The 17,989-nt window shown below is 72.5% G+C and carries 15 protein-coding genes; 10 read left to right on the top strand and 5 right to left on the bottom strand.

The window, feature by feature from the left end:
- The first annotated feature begins 131 nt into the window (after nucleotides 1-131).
- Nucleotides 132-644, top strand: a complete 513-nt coding sequence (locus tag IE267_RS13405) for a molybdopterin-dependent oxidoreductase (protein ID WP_308432619.1) — start codon at nucleotides 132-134, stop codon at nucleotides 642-644.
- Between the two features lie 27 nt (nucleotides 645-671).
- Here IE267_RS13405 and IE267_RS13400 read toward each other — a convergent pair whose 3' ends face one another.
- The 3 genes from IE267_RS13400 to IE267_RS13390 all read right to left on the bottom strand — a co-directional run bounded on the left by IE267_RS13400 (nucleotide 672) and on the right by IE267_RS13390 (nucleotide 5,138).
- Nucleotides 672-3,473: a molybdopterin-dependent oxidoreductase gene (locus IE267_RS13400; RefSeq protein ID WP_189763339.1), complete on the bottom strand. Its 2,802-nt coding sequence runs from the start codon at nucleotides 3,471-3,473 to the stop codon at nucleotides 672-674.
- Entirely contained in the window at nucleotides 3,470-4,303 is an 834-nt protein-coding gene (locus tag IE267_RS13395) for an FAD binding domain-containing protein (RefSeq protein ID WP_167162266.1), read from the bottom strand. Before IE267_RS13395 ends, IE267_RS13400 begins: the two co-directional genes overlap by 4 nt.
- A gap of 208 nt (nucleotides 4,304-4,511) precedes the next feature.
- The gene (locus IE267_RS13390; protein WP_189763338.1) at nucleotides 4,512-5,138 is read right to left on the bottom strand and encodes an SRPBCC family protein; all 627 of its coding nucleotides are present in this window, start codon (nucleotides 5,136-5,138) and stop codon (nucleotides 4,512-4,514) included.
- Between the two features lie 224 nt (nucleotides 5,139-5,362).
- On the opposite strand from IE267_RS13390, the gene IE267_RS13385 reads away from it, so the two are divergent.
- From IE267_RS13385 to IE267_RS13350, 8 genes are all read left to right on the top strand, one after another.
- Nucleotides 5,363-6,511, top strand: a complete 1,149-nt coding sequence (locus IE267_RS13385; RefSeq protein ID WP_229861097.1) for a diaminopropionate ammonia-lyase — start codon at nucleotides 5,363-5,365, stop codon at nucleotides 6,509-6,511.
- A gap of 302 nt (nucleotides 6,512-6,813) precedes the next feature.
- Nucleotides 6,814-8,073, top strand: coding sequence for an ROK family transcriptional regulator (locus tag IE267_RS13380; RefSeq protein ID WP_189763337.1), 1,260 nt, complete (start codon nucleotides 6,814-6,816; stop codon nucleotides 8,071-8,073).
- Between the two features lie 54 nt (nucleotides 8,074-8,127).
- Nucleotides 8,128-8,283 (top strand): hypothetical protein, encoded by a 156-nt coding sequence (locus IE267_RS13375; protein ID WP_167162260.1) that lies wholly within the window; start codon nucleotides 8,128-8,130, stop codon nucleotides 8,281-8,283.
- 335 nt (nucleotides 8,284-8,618) lie between these two features.
- Entirely contained in the window at nucleotides 8,619-9,692 is a 1,074-nt protein-coding gene (locus IE267_RS13370) for an ABC transporter substrate-binding protein (RefSeq protein ID WP_189763336.1), read from the top strand.
- Nucleotides 9,689-10,546, top strand: a complete 858-nt coding sequence (locus IE267_RS13365; RefSeq protein ID WP_189763335.1) for an ABC transporter permease — start codon at nucleotides 9,689-9,691, stop codon at nucleotides 10,544-10,546. Before IE267_RS13370 ends, IE267_RS13365 begins: the two co-directional genes overlap by 4 nt.
- The gene (locus IE267_RS13360; protein ID WP_189763334.1) at nucleotides 10,522-11,319 is read left to right on the top strand and encodes an ABC transporter ATP-binding protein; all 798 of its coding nucleotides are present in this window, start codon (nucleotides 10,522-10,524) and stop codon (nucleotides 11,317-11,319) included. Before IE267_RS13365 ends, IE267_RS13360 begins: the two co-directional genes overlap by 25 nt.
- The gene (locus tag IE267_RS13355) at nucleotides 11,316-12,659 is read left to right on the top strand and encodes an LLM class flavin-dependent oxidoreductase (RefSeq protein WP_189763333.1); all 1,344 of its coding nucleotides are present in this window, start codon (nucleotides 11,316-11,318) and stop codon (nucleotides 12,657-12,659) included. Before IE267_RS13360 ends, IE267_RS13355 begins: the two co-directional genes overlap by 4 nt.
- Nucleotides 12,660-12,683: 24 nt before the next feature.
- Nucleotides 12,684-13,580: a TauD/TfdA dioxygenase family protein gene (locus tag IE267_RS13350; RefSeq protein WP_189763332.1), complete on the top strand. Its 897-nt coding sequence runs from the start codon at nucleotides 12,684-12,686 to the stop codon at nucleotides 13,578-13,580.
- Between the two features lie 35 nt (nucleotides 13,581-13,615).
- Here IE267_RS13350 and IE267_RS13345 read toward each other — a convergent pair whose 3' ends face one another.
- The gene (locus IE267_RS13345) at nucleotides 13,616-15,049 is read right to left on the bottom strand and encodes a S41 family peptidase (protein WP_229861095.1); all 1,434 of its coding nucleotides are present in this window, start codon (nucleotides 15,047-15,049) and stop codon (nucleotides 13,616-13,618) included.
- Nucleotides 15,050-15,237: 188 nt separating this feature from the next.
- Between IE267_RS13345 and IE267_RS13340 the strand changes: the two genes are divergently transcribed.
- A complete protein-coding gene (locus IE267_RS13340) occupies nucleotides 15,238-15,780 on the top strand; it encodes a heme-binding beta-barrel domain-containing protein (protein ID WP_167162248.1) in 543 nt (180 codons plus the stop codon).
- A gap of 6 nt (nucleotides 15,781-15,786) precedes the next feature.
- Here the strand turns inward: IE267_RS13340 and IE267_RS13335 are convergent, their stop codons facing one another.
- Nucleotides 15,787-17,502 carry a serine/threonine-protein kinase gene (locus tag IE267_RS13335; protein ID WP_189763331.1) on the bottom strand — a complete coding sequence of 572 codons (1,716 nt, stop codon included), beginning with the start codon at nucleotides 17,500-17,502 and terminating at the stop codon, nucleotides 15,787-15,789.
- Nucleotides 17,503-17,989 lie beyond the last annotated feature (487 nt).

The following is a 17,989-nucleotide window of genomic DNA, read 5'->3' as shown; positions in this document are numbered from 1 at the left end:
CGGTCAGTGAATCCGTCCCTCCGGGACACGGGCCGGTCCCGCCGGGTCGGGGGCCCGTTCCGCCCGGCGGGTGGCCCGTTCCGCCGGGGCAGCGGGTGGTGAAGGGGTGGCCGGTCTCGCACTACGGGCCCGTGCCCCGCTTCCGTGCCGAACGCTGGAACCTCCAGGTCTTCGGATCCACCGCGACGGGGGAGAAGTACACCTGGAGTTTCGACGAGATCATGGCGCTTCCCGCGGCCACGGTCACCACGGACCTGCACTGCGCCTCGGGCACCACGACCCTGGACCACGAGTTCTACGGCGTACCCGCGTCCGTCCTGCTGGAGCTCGCTCCGCCCGACCCGCGGGTCACCCATGTCATGGCCTGGGCGGAGTACGGCTACAACGCCAATCTGCGGCTCGCTGACTTCGCCTCGGAGCGGACCCTGATGGCGACGCACCACAACGGCGAGCCCCTCACCGTCGAGCACGGTTTCCCGCTGCGGCTCGTCGTGCCGCAGCTGTACGGCTACAAGGGGCCGAAGTGGCTGCGCGCCATCGAGTACATGACCCAGGACCGGCGCGGGTTCTGGGAGGAGCGGGGCTATCACAATCTGGCCGACCCCTGGACGGAACAGCGCCACTCGTACCAGGAGGACGAGTAGCGCTGTCGCACGGCCGGCCGGTGCCGATCAGGCGCCGGCGGGCGCCCCCGCGGAGCGCGCGCGCCGCCGCTGGTCCATGGCCAGCCAGACGCGGTCCCGGGTTACCGGCATCTCGGTGAACCGGATGCCGGTGGCGTCGCGCAGCGCGTTGGCGAAGGCGGGGCCCACCGGGTTGAACGGGCTCTCGCTCATCGACTTGGCACCGAGCGGCCCGATGGCGTCGGTGGTCTCCATGAAGTGCACCTCGGTGCGCGGCACGTCCGCGTACTGCGGCAGCCGGTAGCGGCGGAACGCGGCGGTGGTGACCTCCCCCCGGTCGTCGACCCGCACGTTCTCGAAGAGGGTGGCGCCGAGCGCCTGGGCGACACCGCCCTCGACCTGGCCCCGGCACTGCATCGGGTTCATGACCTTGCCGGCGTCGGCGGCGTGCACACTGCGCAGGATGCGGATCTCGCCGGAGTCGGGGTCCACGGCGAGCCGGAACCACTGGGCGTTGAAGGCGACCGAGCGGGGCGAGCCGCCCCAGTGGCCGTCGGCGGCGATCTCCTCCTCGGCGCCCGCCGCGATCGCCGCCTCGTGCAGTTCCTTGAGCGTCACCACACGACCCGCGCAGTCGACGGCCTCCGCGCCGAGCACGCACAGATGCCGGGCCACCCCGGTGTGCCGGGCCGCGAACGTCCGGAGCCGCTCCGCCAGCGAACCCGCGGCCAGCAGCACGGCCTTGCCGGCCACGACCGTGCCCGCCGAGCCGAAGGCGCCGGTGTCGTGGCGGACCACGTCCGTGTCGGACTGCCGGATCGTGAGCCGGTCCTCGGTGGTGTTGAGGGCCCCCGCGGTGATCTGCTTGTGGACGGTGGTGGTGCCGTTGCCGAACTCGGCCGTGCCGACGGCGATGTCGTACGTTCCGTCGGAGAGCAGCGACACCCGGGCGTCGGCGTAGTGCCCGCCGGGCGGGCCGGTCGCGATCATCGCCATCGCCGTGCCCTGTCCGACCAGCCAGCCCTCGGGTGCCTTCGCGGAACTCTCGTCCTCGGCGAGCGTGTTGCGGACGACGTCCAGGCACTGGTCGAGGCCGTACGAGGCGATGTGCAGGTCCTCCTCCTCACCGATCGGGCTGTGCATCGGCTCGCCCGGACCGATGATGTTCTTCTCCCGGAAGACCAGCGGGTCGATGCCGAGCCGGCGGGCCAGCTCGTCCATCACGGACTCGACGGCGAAGGTGACCTGGCCGAGGCCGTAGCCCCGGAAGGCGCCCGCCGGAACCACGTTGGTGTAGACCGAGAACGCGTCCACCTTCTTGTGCGGGGCCCGGTAGACGGCGAACGACTCGCCCACGCTGTGGAACATCACCGCGGGTCCGTGGTTGCCGTACGCCCCGGTGTTGGAGACCACGCGCATCTGGATCGCGGTCAGGATGCCGTCGGCGCGAGCGCCGACCTTGATGCCGATGGTGAAGGGGTGGCGGGTGGTGGCCCCGTAGAACTGCTCGGCGCGGGTGTACTCCAGCTTCACCGGGCGGCGCAGCTTCAGCGCGGCCAGCGTCACGATGTCCTCGGTCAGCATCTCCTGCTTGCCGCCGAAGCCGCCGCCCACCCGTCCCGCGACCACCCGGACCTCGTCCTCGGGCAGGTCGTACAGGGCGCACAGGGCGCGCCGCGTCAGGAACGGGGTCTGGGTGGAGGAGCGGACGGTGAGTCGCTCGCCGGTGCCGTCCTCCTTCGGCTCGAAGTAGGCGACACAGCCGTGCGTCTCCAGGCTGGCGTGCTGGACGCGCTGGGTGCGGAAGGTCTCCTCGTAGATCACGTCGGCCTCGGCGAAGCCGTCCGCGACACAGCCGATCTCGCCGTGCACCTCGCCCGCCACGTTGTTCTCCACGCGGGCGATCCGCACCTCGGATCCCTTGCCCTCATGGATCACGGGCGCGCCGGGGGCCATCGCCTTCTCCGGGTCGACGACGTACGGGAGCTGCTCGTAGACCACTTCCACCCGGCGGCAGCCCTCCTCGGCGGCCTGCTCGCTGTCGGCGACGACGGCGGCGACGCGCTGGCCGACGTAGCGGACGGTGTCGTCGAGGACGCGGGTGTCGTCGGGGTCCTCGGTGGGGTGCTCGTGGCGGGCCGACGAGTACAGGGTGTCGGGCGCGTCGTGGTGGGTGAGCACGGCCCGCACCCCGGGCACGCGGAGCGCCTCGGTGGTGTCGATGGAGACGATCCGGGCGTGCGGATGCGGGGAGCGCAGCAGCTTCAGGTGCAGCAGGCCGGGCACCTCGACGTCGAAGGTGTAGCGCGCGGTGCCGGTCACCACCTGGGGGCCCGCCGGTGCGCCCAGACTCTTGCCGACCGCCTTGCCCGCACAGGGGCGTTCGGTGTGCCGCACGCCGCGCACCGCGTCCTCGATGGCGCGGTAGCCGGTGCAGCGGCAGATGTTGCCCTTGAACGCGCGGGGCAGGTCGGCCAGTTTTCCGTCGTCGTGCTCGGTGCCCCGCTCGGCTTCGAGGGCGGCCGTCGTCATCAGGAATCCGGCGGTGCAGAAGCCGCACTGGAAGCCTTGCGCGTCGAGGAACTTCCTTTGTACGGGGTGGAGTTCACCCTCCGGCGAGGCCAGTCCCTCGACCGTGGTGACGCTGCGGCCCTCGGCCCGCACCGCCGGGTACAGACAGCTGTGGACCGGTTCGCCGTCCACATGCACGGTGCAGGCCCCGCAGTCGCCCTGGTCGCACCCCTTCTTCACACCGAACCAGCCGCGCTCGCGCAGATAGGTGCGCAGACACTGGCCGGCGCGCGGCTCGGCCTCGAAGCGCTGGTTGTTGACCTCGATGTCGAAACTCATCGCACACCGTCCCTGGAGAGCTGAGTCAGTTCGTGGCGCACTTCCTCGGCGAGGCGCAGCCCCATGTGGTGCCGCCACTCGGGCAGTCCGTGGATGTCGTCGTACCAGTCGTCCTCGCGGACGGTCGCCTCGATGACCCGCCGCAGCTCACCCTTGGTCGGGGGCAGCGGGAACCAGAAGCGGAAGGGCCGCACGGTCGCGGCGCTGATCGTCACGGCCATCGACCCGTCGACCGGGTCGAGCGTGCCGATGACCAGGGCGCCCGAGCGGCCGAGCCCGTACAGGGATGCCTGGCGGTAGGCGGTACGGCAGTCGAGGGCCCGCGCGGGCAGGGTGACCGAGCGGAACAGCTCGCCCTCCTGGAGGACCTTGCGGCCCGCACCGGTGATGAAGTCGACGATCTTGACGGTGCGCGTCGCGCCGGTCTGCGACTGGAGCAGACACGAGCCGTCGAGCCCTGCGGTCAGCGAGATCATGGGCCCGGCTGGCAGCCCGTTGCACAGGTTCCCGCCGACGGTCGCCATGTTCCAGATCTTGAACGAGGCGAGGAACGCCCGGCAGCACTGGGAGAACAGAGGAGCGGCCTCGGCGGAGAGGGTCCGCCCGAACCGGTACAGCTGCGCGATGGTGCAGGTGGCCGCGATCTCCAGGGAGCCGTCCGGATCGAGGATCAGCGGCTCCCAGCCCATCCGGCTCAGATCCACCAGGCGCCGCAGCTGAGGCTGCGGCTCCGAGAACAGGTAGGTGCCGCCGCCCAGCCACGCGTCCCCCGGCTGCCAGGGCTCGCGAAGCCGTGCGTCCCGCACGTCCGCCACCGTGTTCAGATCCATGTCTCCCCAACGCCCTTCGGCCGTGCCATCCACGCCAGTGAAGCCCGGGGGGAGGCCGAAAACGACTGGTTCAGCACACGGAAAACGTCTCGGTGGCGGGCGGTGCACTGGATGAATCACCAGGGTGGGGAGCGACGCCCGGCCGAAAGGCGACAGCCGTCCGGCCGCCGCATCCCTGGGGCGCGGCGACCGGGGACCTGCCGGTGATTCAGCGGGGGCTGCCGCCGTGCTGCGCCTCGGCGGCGGTCTTCAGGTCGCGGAGCCAGCCTTCGAGGCCGGCGCCGAGGATGCTGGTCGCGGCGGGCACGTTCGCATCGACCTGCGGGCCGGTGTGGGTCTCCTCGGTGCGGACGAGGACGCCGCCCCTGACCTTGGTGAAGTTCCATACGTGGACGCCGTCGATGTGCAGGCCCTGCCCGTCCGCGGGGCCGGTCCAGCGGATGCACGAGCCGTATTTCATCTGCCGCACGGTCGACGTGATGGTCAGGCTGGTGGCGGGAGTCGAGGGGTTGGGGGGAACCGGAGTGGTCCACCGGAAGGCCGCGCCGGGGCGCAGGGGGCCGTGGTAGAGCCGCTCCATCGTGGCGACGGGGCCCTGCCAGGACGGCCAGCGCCCCACCTCGGTCTGGAGCTTCCAGATGGTGCTGAGCGGGGCGTGGATCACGGCCTGGGTGCGGTAGCGGACGGCGGCGCCGGAGTCGACGCCCTCCCTGCGGCAGGTCAGGGACGCGGCGGACCCGGAAGCGGCCCCGGCGGGTGCCGCTGCGGCGCCGAGCGCGGCGAGAACGAGCGGGACGGCGAGCAGGGCGGCGCGGGCGCGGCGGGTGCTGAGCATGACGTATCCCCTTGAATGAGAAGGCGTGCCGTTAGTTATAAGTTCTAACACTCCGCCGAAGTGGGCGTCAACAAGGATGGTGAGACCCTCTAACTGGATGCATCGCGGGCGGAGTTGGTGCGTGCCGATCGACAACGTCGAGTACCGGCCCGATCGTGGGGGCGTGCCGGCCCGATCGCAGCCGGCGCTGGACCGGGTGCGGGCAGGCACCGCACCCTGGTCGGGTGTCCGAGATCGGCTCCACCCTCCATGTCCCGTCCGCCCCGCCCGTTCCGCCCTGGTTCGCGCGGCCGGGCGCCCGAACCATCCGGCTCTCCGAGCCCGCGCCCGCCGGGGTGCGCGCCTTCCACACCGGGCTGCCGGACTACGCACCCACGCCACTGACCGAACTGACGCCCCTGGCAGCCGAGTTGGCGGTCGGCAGGGTCTTCGTCAAAGACGAGTCGTGCCGTCTGGGGCTGCCCGCGTTCAAGGCGCTCGGTGCGTCCTGGGCGGTCCATCGCATCCTCGCCGAGCGCGCGGAGGCGGCCGGCGGCACCGCCCCCGGCCCGCTGACCCTGGTGACCGCGACCGACGGCAACCACGGGCGCGCCGTGGCCCGCGTGGCACGCCTGCTCGGGCAGCGCGCGCACGTCTTCGTCCCCCGGGGCGTGCACCCACGGGCGTTGTCCGCCATCACGGCCGAGCGGGCGGAGGTCACCGAAGTCCCCGGAGCCTACGACGAAGCGGTACGGCTCGCTGCCGAGGCGGCCGGGCAGGCGGACGCGGTCCTGGTCCAGGACACGGCCTGGCCGGGCTACGAACAGGTCCCGGGGTGGATCGTCGAGGGCTACTCCACCCTCTGCGCCGAGATCGACGAGCAGTTGACGGGCGCGGGCGTCGACGCCGGACCCGGCCTCGTCGCCGTGCCCGTGGGCGTGGGGTCCCTCGCCCAGGCGGTCGTGAGGCACTACCGAAGCCGCCCCTCCGGGCCCGCGCTGCTCTCGGTCGAACCACGGGCCGCGGCCTGCGTCCTGGCCAGCCTCGCGCGGGAGGCGCCCGTCAGCATCGCCACCGGACACACCAGCATGGCCGGACTGAACTGCGGCACCCCCTCCAGCATCGCGTGGCCCCACCTGCGCGACGGGCTCGACGCCGCCGTCGCCGTATCCGACCGCGAGGCCGCCCTTGCCGGGGCGCGCCTCGCCGAACTCGGAGTCTCCTCGGGGCCCTGCGGCGCCGCGGGGCTCGCCGGGTTGCGGGCCGCGCTCTCCGGGCCGGGAGGCGGCCGGCACCGCAGGGCACTCGGGCTCGGCCCGTCCTCCGTGGTCGTCCTCCTCAGCACCGAGGGCGCGGCCGCGAACCCGCACGCCGCGCACGGCAATCCGGGCTGAGCGGGGTACCGGCCCACGCGGCTCGGTCGGGTGCCCGGCCGTCGTGGCCCGGCCGAGGTCCACCTCGCGCACGCGCGGGGGCCGTCCGCACCGTGGGCGGCCTCTGGGCAGCGGCGGCCCGGTTTGCTAGCTTCGGGCCATGGTCCCGCAGGCTGAGAACTTCGCGTCGCGTCGCTATGTCGACCTGCGACGCCAGGGCACGGCCACCTGTCGCACCGGCTGAGGCGGCCGGGAGCAGCGCGTCCCGAGCCGCCGAGTACGAGACGGCGCGGTGTCGGACCAGCTCCCCGAGGAAGTGCCCCATGTCCCGTTCAGCGGCCCCCCTTTCCCTACTCGATCCGCCCGCCGCACCGGCAGCACGCCGGGCCGCGGACGGTGCCCGGCGCCGGACCAGCGCCAGCGCGGTCCTGCGTACCGTCCTTGAGCACGGGCCGGTCGCCCGCAGCACCATCGCCCGCCTGACCGGCCTCTCCCCGGCATCGGTGACCGACCACTGCGCGCGCCTGGACGCGCTCGGCCTGATCCGGGAGACCGCGGCGCCGCGGAGAGCCAAGGGGGCCGGGCGCCCCCATGTGCCGGTCGACCTGGACGCCGACCGGTTCGTGGTCGGCGGGGTGCACGTGGCGGTGCCCTACACCAGCGTCGCCCTGCTCGACCTGCGCGGGCGGGTGGTCGCGGAGCGGCGCCTTAGCCATGACGAGGGCACCGAGCCCGGCCGCGTACTCGCCAACGCCGCCCGAGGACTGGGCGCGCTGCTCTCCGAGGCCGAAGGGCGCCTCCCGCTGGGTGTCGGAGTGGCGGCGGGAGGCTGGGTGGACCGGGATTCCGGGACGGTCGTGGAGCACGCACTCCTCGGCTGGCGGGACGTCGCCGTACGCGACGCGATCAGCGAACGCACCGGCCTCCCGGTCCAAGTCGACGGCCACGCGCGGGCGTTGGTGAACGCGGAGCGCCTGTTCGGGCGGGCCCGGGGGAGCCGCAGCATGCTGCACCTGTTCGTGGGCAACGTGGTGGACGCCGCCTTCGCCACCCATGACGAGGTGCACCACGGCCCCCGCTCACAGGCGGGAGCCATCGCCCATCTGCCGCTCGCGGGCGCCACGGAACCGTGCGAGTGCGGCCAAACGGGATGCCTCCAGGCCGAGTTGAGCGAGCGCACACTGTGCCGCCGGGCGCGTGAACGCCGGATCATCCGCTCGGCGAACCCGGTGCACGTGGTCCGCGCCGCGGCCGAGGGCGACCCGGCCGCTGCCCGCCTCCTCGTGGAGCGGGCCGGGATGGTCGGGCGGGCGGCCCGGCTGCTGCTCGACGTCCTCAACCCGGAGACCGTCGTCGTCACCGAGGTCGGCGTGATGTCCCGGCAGGACTGCCTCACCGCGCTGCGCGAGGCCGTGGGGCGCCGGGACGCGCTGGTCGTGCCGAGCAGTTTCCCGGACTCCGTCCTTGCCGTGGCGGGCGGCTCGGTGGCCCTCGACGTCCTGTACCGCGACCCGTTGAGCGTGCCGGCGGCGCCGAAGAGGAACTCCGCGGAGCCGGCCAGGAGTTCCGAGGAGTCGAATTAATTCAGAAACTCCGAATGTTGACAGGCATTGTGGGCGGAAGCGAGGATTCTCGGCATGAGCAGCGCGCAGGAATTCTCCCCGGTGATCATCCGGTCGCGGCAGGTCCGCTACCGGAGCGCCGGTGTCGCGCCGATGCCATCGCGACCGGTTCTCCTGACCAGGTGCCGGGTCATCGACCTGATGCGGATCGGCCGCACCCTGTGTTGCTGATGCGCCGGTGCGGCCGCGGCCGCCCGTCGGTGGTGCGCCGTTGAATTGCCGCGCCGCATAAGGCTATTGAGTACTCGGGCGTAAATGCCACCCGCACGATCGCATGCGCATGCCCGGCGTCGTCCCGGCCCGTCGAGGTCTTGGCGTCGTGACTCGCTGACGGCGTGCGCCCGCATTTCTCTACTGTGCCGCGTCCGGATTTCGCCCACGCGTTTTCCTTTCCGCGCCCTTTTCCGTGTCCTTTCCCGGCCCCGCCGTGTCCGCACGCCCCGCCCCGCCCTGCCCGCACGCGATGCGGCGCGCCCCTGTTCCTCCTGCCATCACGGAGTTCTTCCATGCCACCAGCGTCCCCAGCCGTGCCCGGTGTCGACCGGCGGCTGTTCCTGTCCTCACTGCTCGGCGTCGCCGCCGCTGCCGGTCTCAGCGGCTGTGCGGGTGCCCAGGCCGCCGACACCGTGACCAAGGGGTCCGCGTCCGCCCCGCTGTCCAGCACCGTCCCGGCCGGCACACGCCTGAAGATCGCCTCGTACCAGGGAGTACAACAACTCCAGTTCAAACTGGCCGGGTTGGAGGACCTGCCGTTCACCGTGTCGGACTGGGTGAACACCGGCGCCGGCCCCGACGTCATCAACGCCTTCCGCGCCAAGTCCCTGGACGTCGCCAACAACGCGGGAATTCCCCCGATCCAGGCGCACTTCCAGGGGTACGACGCGAAGATCGTCGGGATCGGCATCACCCGGAAGCCCACCTACGTCTTCGCCACCAAGCCCGGCAGCGACATCAAGGACGTCCAGGGTTTCAAGGGCAGGAAGCTGGCCTTCTCGCAGGGGCAGGCGCAGGGTGTCGTCCTGCTGCGGGCCCTGAAGCAGGCCGGGTTGACGGATGACGATGTACAGCTCGTGCCGCTGACCAGCAATCAGTTCTTCACCGCGCTCCAGGCCGGCCAGGTCGACATCGCCCCGCTCGCCAACAGCCAGGCGCCCGCCTATCTCAAGCAGTACGGGCCCAAGGGCGCGCACAGCATCACGACCGGCGTGGTCGACCTGCTCAACCTGCTGTGGGCGCCGGCCTCCGTGCTCGCCGACCCCGCCAAGGCGGCCGCGGTCGCCGCGTACGTACCGCGCTGGGCCAAGGGCCAGGTGTGGGCGTACGAGCACCCGGACGTCTGGAACGAGGAGTTCTACGTCAAGACCCAGAACCTCACGCTCGCCCAGGCCCGGTCGATCACGGCGCTCGCCAACAAGCCGCTCTTCCCGCCCAGTTGGGAGGAGGCGATCCGGTGGGAGCAGGAGACCGCGGATCTGCTCGCCGAGGGCGGCTTCGTGAAGAAGTTCCAGGTCGGCTCGCTCTTCGACCGCCGCTTCGAGGGCCTGGCGGCCAAGGCCGTCGCGGCCGAGTACCAGAGGTGACCGCCGTGACCACCACCGCGCCCACCCCCCTGGTGTCCCCGCCCGCCGCGGCGGCGGCCCCCGTCCGCGGGCCCGGGCGCCGCGCGCTCGCGCCCGGCAGGCGGCTGCCCGCCGCGCGGTTGATCGGACCCGGCCTGGTCCTCCTGCTGTGGGCCGCGGCGTCCGCCGCCGGGCAGCTGGACCCCGCCGCGATCCCCGCGCCATGGACGGTGCTGCGCACCGCCGGCCACCTGTGGAGCGACGGCACCCTGTCCACCGATGTGCTCACCTCGCTGGAACGCGCCGGATACGGCTTCGCCCTCGGGCTCACCGGCGGAGTGGTCCTCGCGCTCGCGGCCGGGCTCAGCCGGGTCGGGGAGGCGCTGATCGACGGGACGGTCCAGCTCAACCGGGCGATTCCCACGCTCGGACTGATCCCCCTGTTCATCCTCTGGCTCGGCATCGGCGAGACCTTCAAGATCGCGATCATCGCCATCGTCGTCTACATCCCGATCTACCTCAACCTGCACGCCGCCCTGTCCGGCATCGACCACCGGTACGTCGAACTGGCCGAAGTCCAGGGCCTGTCCAGGGTCCGTTTCATCCGGCAGATCGTGGTCCCCGGTGCCCTGCCCGGCTTCTTCGTGGGGCTCCGGCTCGGGGTGACCGGGTCCTGGCTCTCGCTGGTCGTCCTGGAGCAGATCAACGCCACCAGCGGCCTCGGCTACCTGATGTTCCAGGCCCAGAACTACGGCCGCACCGACATCATCCTCGTCGGCCTGCTGATCTACGGCGTCTTCGGCCTCGTCTCCGACAGCGCGGTCCGCCTCGTCGAACGGAGGGTGCTGTCATGGCGACGCACGCTGAGCAACTGACCACCGCCCAGGCTCCCGCGGTCCGCCTCACCGGGCTCACCCGGTCCTTCGATGGCCGCACCGTCCTCGACGGCATCGACCTCGACATCCCGGCCGGCCAGTTCACGGCCCTGCTCGGGCACAGCGGCTCCGGAAAGAGCACCCTGCTGCGAGCCATCGCCGGACTCGACCACCAGGTCACCGGAAGCGGTGAACTCACCGCCCCGGACCGGGTGTCGGTGGTCTTCCAGGACTCCCGCCTGCTGCCCTGGCGCCGCGTCCTCGACAACGTCCTGCTGGGCACGGACGGCAAGGAGGCCGCCGAACAGGGCCGTGCCGCACTCGCCGAGGTCGGGCTCGCGGGACGCGAGCGGGCCTGGCCCAACGAGCTGTCCGGCGGCGAGGCACAACGCGCCGCACTGGCCCGCTCGCTGGTCCGCCACCCCGAACTCCTGCTGGCCGACGAGCCGTTCGGCGCCCTGGACGCGCTGACCCGCATCCGCATGCACGTGCTCCTGCGCGAGCTGTGGCAGCGCCACCGGCCCTCCGTCCTGCTCGTCACGCACGACGTGGACGAGGCCATCGTCCTGGCCGACCGGGTCCTGGTGCTCGACCGGGGCCGCATCGGCCTCGACCTCACCATCGACCGCCCGCACCCGCGCTCGTACCGCGACCCGCTCCTCGGCGAGTACCGCGAGCGCCTGCTCACCGCGCTCGGCGTCACCGCACACGAGGAGCGGCATCCGGACCGCACGCCTCAACAGCTCGCCCACCACCAGGAGGACCCCCAGTGACCCGGCGCCAACTCCATCTCAACGCCTTCCTCATGAGCACCGGGCACCACGAGGCGTCCTGGCGGCTGCCCGAGAGCGACCCGTACGCGAGCCTCGACCTCGACCACTACCGCGAGCTCGCCCGCATCGCCGAGCGCGGCACCTTCGACTCGCTCTTCCTCGCCGACGGGCCGGTCCTGTTCAGCCACGTCGGCCAGCGCCCCGCCGGCGTCCTGGAGCCGCTGACCCTGCTCACCGCGCTGGCCGTGGCGACCGAGCACATCGGTCTGATCGCCACCGCCTCCACCTCGTACAACTCGCCCTACAACCTGGCCCGCCGGTTCGCCTCGCTCGACCACATCAGCGGCGGCCGGGCCGGCTGGAACATCGTCACCACCGCGGGCGCGGAGGCCGCCCGCAACTTCGGGCTCGACGACGAACCGACCCACGCCACCCGGTACGAACGCGCCGCCGAGTTCCTCGACGTGGCGCTCAAGCTCTGGGACAGCTGGGAGGACGACGTCGTCGTCGCGGACAAGGCGGCCGGTGTCTGGGGCGACGGCGAAAAGATCCATCCGCCGCGCCACCAGGGCACGTACTTCAGCGTCGAGGGCGCGTTGAACGTCCCGCGCAGTCCCCAGGGTTACCCGCTGCTGGTGCAGGCGGGCTCCTCGGGAGACGGCAAACGGTTCGCGGCCCGGTACGCGGAGGCCGTCTTCACCGCCCAGCAGACGCTGGGGGACGCACAGGCCTTCTACGCGGACCTCAAGTCACGGGCCCGCGCGGCGGGACGGGACCCCGAGCACATCAAGATCCTGCCCGGCATCCTGCCGGTCATCGGCTCCACCGAGGCCGAGGCGCGTGCCCACGAGCAGGTCCTGGAGGACCATATCGTCCACGAACACGGCCTCCACCGCCTCGAACGGCTGCTGCACCTGGAACCCGGCGTCCTTCGGCTGGACGCCCAACTGCCCGCGGATCTGCCGCCGGAAAGCGCCATCGAGGGGGCCAAGAGCCGCTACACGCTGGTGGTGGAGCTCGCCCGCCGCGAGCGGCTCACCGTCCGCGAACTGATCGGCCGCCTCGGCGGCGGGCGCGGCCATCTGACCTTCGCCGGCACACCCGAGCAGGTGGCCGACGCGATCGAGAGCTGGTTCACGCTGGGCGCCGCCGACGGCTTCAACATCATGCCGGCCGTCCTGCCGTCCGGCCTCCAAGCCTTCGTGGACCACGTCGTGCCCATCCTGCGCGCCCGTGGCCTGTTCCGCACGGAGTACGGCCCCCGGGGCACCCTGCGCGACCGCTACGGCCTGCCCCGCCCCGCCAACCAGCACACCGTCCCGGCCCTCAGCCGGGTCTGAGCCACGACCGAAAGGACCCCGCACATGTCCGGCATCGAGATCCGCAAGGTCACCGCGCACATCGGCGCCCAGGTGTCCGGCGTCGACATCGCCAGGCCGCTCGACGAGGAGAGCGTGGCAGCCGTGCGCGCCGCCCTCAACGAGCACAAGGCCCTGGTCTTCGACGGCGTCGAGCTCGACGACGAGGGCCAGCAGGCCTTCGCCCGCCACTTCGGCGACCTCACCACCGCCCACCCCACCGTCGCCGCCGTCGCGGACGCGCCCAACGTGCTCCCGGTGGACAGCGAGCGCGGGCGCGCCAACCACTGGCACACCGACGTCACCTTCGTCCTCAACCCGCCGCAGGCCAGCACCCTGCGCAGCATCACGATCCCGCCGTACGGGGGCGAGACCCTGATCGCCAACTCGGCCGCCGCGTACCGCAGTCTGCCCCAGCCGCTGCGGCAGTTCGCCGACACGCTGTGGGCCGAGCACACCAACGACTACGACTACGCGGTTCCGGAGGAGGACGTCGACGACCAGAAGGCCGAGCAGCGCGCCCAGTTCACCTCGATCAACTTCCGCACCGCCCACCCGGTGGTCCGCGTCCACCCCCTGACCGGTGAACGCGGCCTGTTCATCGGCGGGTTCGCCCAGCGGATCGTCGGTCTCTCGGTCGGAGAGTCGCGCAAGATCCTCGATCTGCTCCAGGCGTACGTCGTGCGCCCGGAGAACGTCCTGCGCTGGCGCTGGTCGCCCAACCAGCTCGTCCTCTTCGACAACCGGATCACCCAGCACTACGCCATCGACAACTACGACGGGCTGCCGCGCCGCCTGAACCGCGTGACGGTCGCGGGAGACGTGCCGGTGGGCATCGAGGGCAAGGAGAGCTACTCGATCGCGGGGGACGCCTCGCACTACACGTCCGTCGCGGCCGTGTAGCCGTGCAGGCGTGCAGTTGACGGGATGGGGGCGCGTCAGGACGTGGTGAGCACCTGACGCGCCAGGGTCAGGGCCGAGTCGCGGCCGTGGGCGAGGTCCTCCTCGGTGAAGACGGGGACGCGCAGCCGGGGCGGGATGCCGGGGCCGTCGAAGGTGCGGCCTCGTGCGTCCAGGTACTTCTCGTTGGGCAGGAACACCGCCCAGTCCTTGCCCTCGGGGTCCTTGCCCAGGGGGCGGAACAGCACGTCGGAGAAGACACCCTGGGTGTTCTCGCCGATCCGGGTCACCCCGGGGGCGCGGCCCATGAGGGCCTGCGCGAAGGTCTCCGCCGCGCTGACCGAGCTGCCACTGGTGAGCAGCGCGACCGGCCCCGTCCAGCGCGGGGCCGTCGACGGCCGGACGGTGATCGGCTGGGGCCTGGTGAAGCGGGTCGGGTCGTCGGGGTCGTTCCGGGCCACCTTGCGGTAGGCGGTGTACGCCCGGTCGGTCAGGCGCGAGGCGATCCGCAGGCCGAGCGCGTCCGACCCGCCGCCGTTGAGCCGGACGTCGATCACCAGGCCGCGCAACGGGTCGGCACCCGTCGTCGCGCCGTGGGGGAGCAGCGCGTCCAGGGCCCGGTCGAGCTCGGCCGTCTGCTCCTGGAAGCTGTCACCGGCGGCGTACCCGTCGAAGGAGTCGACCCTCAAATAGCCCAATCTGTACGGCAGTTCACCGACCGCGAGCTTGCCCTGCCCGAAGGTCCGGGCCGGAGCGACGAGCTGACGGGCGACGTTCGCCGCGGCGCGGGTGCGCAGGTCCGTGGTCGGAACCCGGGTGCCGGGCCGCAGGCCGAAGTAGACCGTCCTGCCCTGGTGGACGAGTGCCGTGTGCGCGTCGCCGAGCGGGCGGATCATGTCGATGAGGATCTGCTGGAGCTGTGCGTCGGTGGTGTCCGGTGTGACGAGCGGACGGTAACGGGCCCTGACCGCCTGCCAGTCGATGCCTTTGGCGGCGAAGAACGGGTAGTTCTCCGCGAAGGTCGCCCAGAACCGGTCGAAGACGGCGAGCGGCCCCGCGTCGACGGGCTGTCGGCACCGTTCGGGCAGCGCGGGCAGGCGTTCCAGGCGGCGTACGCCGGCCGCGTCGTCGAGCGCGAGCACCGCATGCCTGCGCCCCTCCGGCGTGAAGGTCATCGATGCGGCCGGCCCCTGGCCGTACCGGGTCGCCCCGTTCGCTCCGGGGCTCCCCACCTGCCGGGCCGTGAGCGCGCCTGGCAGACAGCCGGCACGGGTGGTGTCGTACGTCGTAAGGCTGCCGTCCGAGACCGTGACCAGGGTGCCGTAGCCGTCCATCCGCCACACCCCGTCGAGCGGGCCGTTCCCGGCCGCCGATGCGGGAACCACCCCCAGGGCACCGACGGATAGCGCCAGAGCCACCCCGATCGCCGCCGCCCGGGCCACTGCCGCCCCGCCCGCCATCCGTGCGCCCACCTCTGCACCCTTCTCCGCCGATCACCCTCCCCTGCGACGCTAGCGGCGGTCCCGGCGCGACACATCCACCACGCCGGTGGGGTGCCCCCCTCCCCGAGGAGGAGTTCGCCATGGCCGACCGGCACCTGCGGAGGATCGACGGCCTAGGCTTCCCCCTGGCATCAGCCCCGACCCCAGGAGCGCACATCGTGTTCGACCCCGCACCGGAGCACCCCTACCCCGACAGCGTCCGCCCGGACGAGGTGCCCGCCCCCCACGCGCTGCTCGCGCCCGTGCTCGGCCTCCTCGGCCGCTGGTACGGCCGGGGCGAGGGTGAATACCCCACCCTCGACGGGGACTTCGCGTACGCGCAGGAGGTCACCTTCAGCCACGACGGCCGCCCCTTCCTGCGCTACGAGGCCCGGGCGTGGCTGCTCGACGCGGAGGGCGCCCCGCTGCGCCCATCGGCGCGCGAGAGCGGCTGGTGGCGACTCCAGGCCGAAGGGCGGATCGAAGCCCTGATCACCCAGCCCACCGGCATCGCGGAGATCGCGGTCGGCGCCGCGAGCGGCAGGACGGTCGACCTCGCGACCCAGGAGGTGGCCGTCACCCCCACCGCGAAGCAGGTCGACGCCACCCGTCGCCGCTACGAGCTGACCGCCGACGACACGCTGGCGTTCACGCACGACCTGGCCGCGGTGGGCCAGGCGCTGCAGCACCACCTCTCGGCCCGACTGCGCCGCCGCGACTGACCGGGGCTAGCAGGGGGTCGAAGCGCCGTGCTGGCGGTTGATGTTGTCGTTCGACATCCAGCCGGCGGTGCTTGAGCCCTCTACGCGCACATAAGTCCACCTGTTTCCATAGGCGTTGGTCACATAGCAGTGGTACCAGAGCTTGGTGCCGGACTTGGCGAGCGAGACCGCCGGGCAGTTCCGGTACGGGCCGCTCTCCAAGTGGTAGTCCCCGGCCATGTACCCGTACGAGCCCGGTGCCGGGTCCTTGTGGCTCCAGCCGCCACAACTCGTGGACACGGGACTGGCCTTGGCCGATGCCGGGGGTTTCGAGCTGCTCGGTGTGGCACTGGGCTTCGCCGAGGAGCTCGGGCGCTTCGAGGGCGAGGGTGACGGTTCGGCCTTCGTGGTCCCGGACTTCGAGGGGGTCGGGCTGCCGCTTCCCCCGTCGGGCAGCTTCGCCGCGTACGATTCGTCGCCGGCCGCCGGGGTTCCGCCCTCCGGCCCGGCCCCTGCCCCGGGCCCAGGTCCGGCCGCCCGGGCGTCGCCTCCCCGCGCCTCGGCTTCCTGATGGTTCGTCAGAACGTAGCTGATGCCGCCGCCGGCCAACACCACGGCGGCGGCGGCCGCCACCACCACGCGGCTGCGGCGCCGCCCGCGACCGGCCGGGGTCCGGCGCCCCGCGGTCACGTCGTGCTGCGGAACCGTGGGCGGCGGTGTGGCGATGCCGAAGGGCACCTGGTGGTGCGGGTAGGCCGCTTCCGTCACCGGTACCGGCGGGGGAGGCGGCCCGAAGGCGGCGGGAGGCGTCGGCGCGGTGGGGGCCGTCGGTGCGAGGCTCACCGTGCCGGTCGTGTGCTCGGGGCGGCCCGCTGCCTGCGGGACGCCCCCCGCGGCCACCTGCTCCAGCATCCGGCGCGCCTGCTCGGCGGTCGGCCGGTGCTCCGGCTCCTTCGCCATCAGGGCCTGGAGGACCGGAGTCAGTCCGCCCGCCCGGCGGGCCGGTGGCAGCGGGTCGGTGACGATCGCCGACAGGGTGGACCACACCGACGTACGACGGAACGGAGTCGTTCCCTCCACCGCCGCGTACAGCGTCATGCCGAGCGCCCAGATGTCCGAGGCGGGGCCCGGCTCGCGGCCCTGCGCGCGCTCGGGCGGCAGGAAGTCGAGCGAGCCGACGAGCTCGCCGCTGCGCGTCAGTTTGGACATGGCGTCGTCGCCGGTGGTCTCCATGGTGGCGATGCCGAAGTCGGTGAGCACCACCCGCCCGCCCCGCTCCAGCAGGATGTTGCCCGGCTTCACGTCGCGGTGCAGCACGCCGGCCCGGTGCGCGGCGTCGAGGGCGTCCATCAGCTCGGCGCCGATCGCGGCGGCCTCGCGCGGATCGAGGGTGCCGCGCTCGGCCAGCACGTCGTCGAGGGAGGGCCCGTCGACGAGTTCCATGACGATGACCGGCAGCCCCCGTTCCTCGGTCACGTCGTGCACGGTGACCACGCCGCTGTGCCAGATGCGGGCCGCGGCCTGCGCCTCCCGCCGCATCCGGGTGCGCAGATCGGCCAGTTCGGCTGCGGACGCGTCGGTGTGGGCCCGCAGGATCTTGACGGCGACCTCGCGGTTGAGGAGCTCGTCCACGGCTCGGGCGACCACGCCCATGCCGCCGCGGCCGATCGTCGAGGTCACCCGGTACCGCCCGCCGAGCAGGCTGCCGATCAGCGCACCGCCGTTCTCTTCCCCCGCTGGCACCGCGTGCTCCGTTTCCTGGTGGCCGCCACCGTACGGCCTGGCGGGACCAGAGTAGACGTACGATCACGCACCCTCATCAGGGGCTGAGGACTCGCTCCCCGGATTCGGGCACGGGCCGCCAGGCGGGTGCGAGGGCGACCCCAACTCGCTTTCGTGCAGGGCCTGTTGTCCTCCCGTGCACTCCTGGTCGCTACGACTGGGCGGCATCGAAGTGCCGCTCGTGCCGCAGTCGGCCGGCGGGCCGCCCGCCGCCGAGCCGGGCCTGCGCGGCGTGCGTCATCTGGACGGCCGCTCGGAAGCGGCCCCTCGGCACCCGACCGTCACGGGCATGCCCTGGACGTCGGCGTTCGGGCGATGCCGAGCCCGGTGGTGGTTCGGGCGCCGCGCAGTGAACGGCGCCACCGGGGAGTCCGTCTCCTGGGACGGGCGGCCGACGACGGGGCCGCCTCCGGGGCGTCCCGCCCCCTTCGACTCCGCCTCCGGGCCC

The organism is Streptomyces xanthochromogenes, assembly GCF_014650455.1.
Lineage (GTDB): Bacteria > Actinomycetota > Actinomycetes > Streptomycetales > Streptomycetaceae > Streptomyces > Streptomyces xanthochromogenes.
The sequence above is the reverse complement of the archived record's forward strand: the minus strand, read 5'-3'. Positions and strand labels throughout refer to the sequence as shown.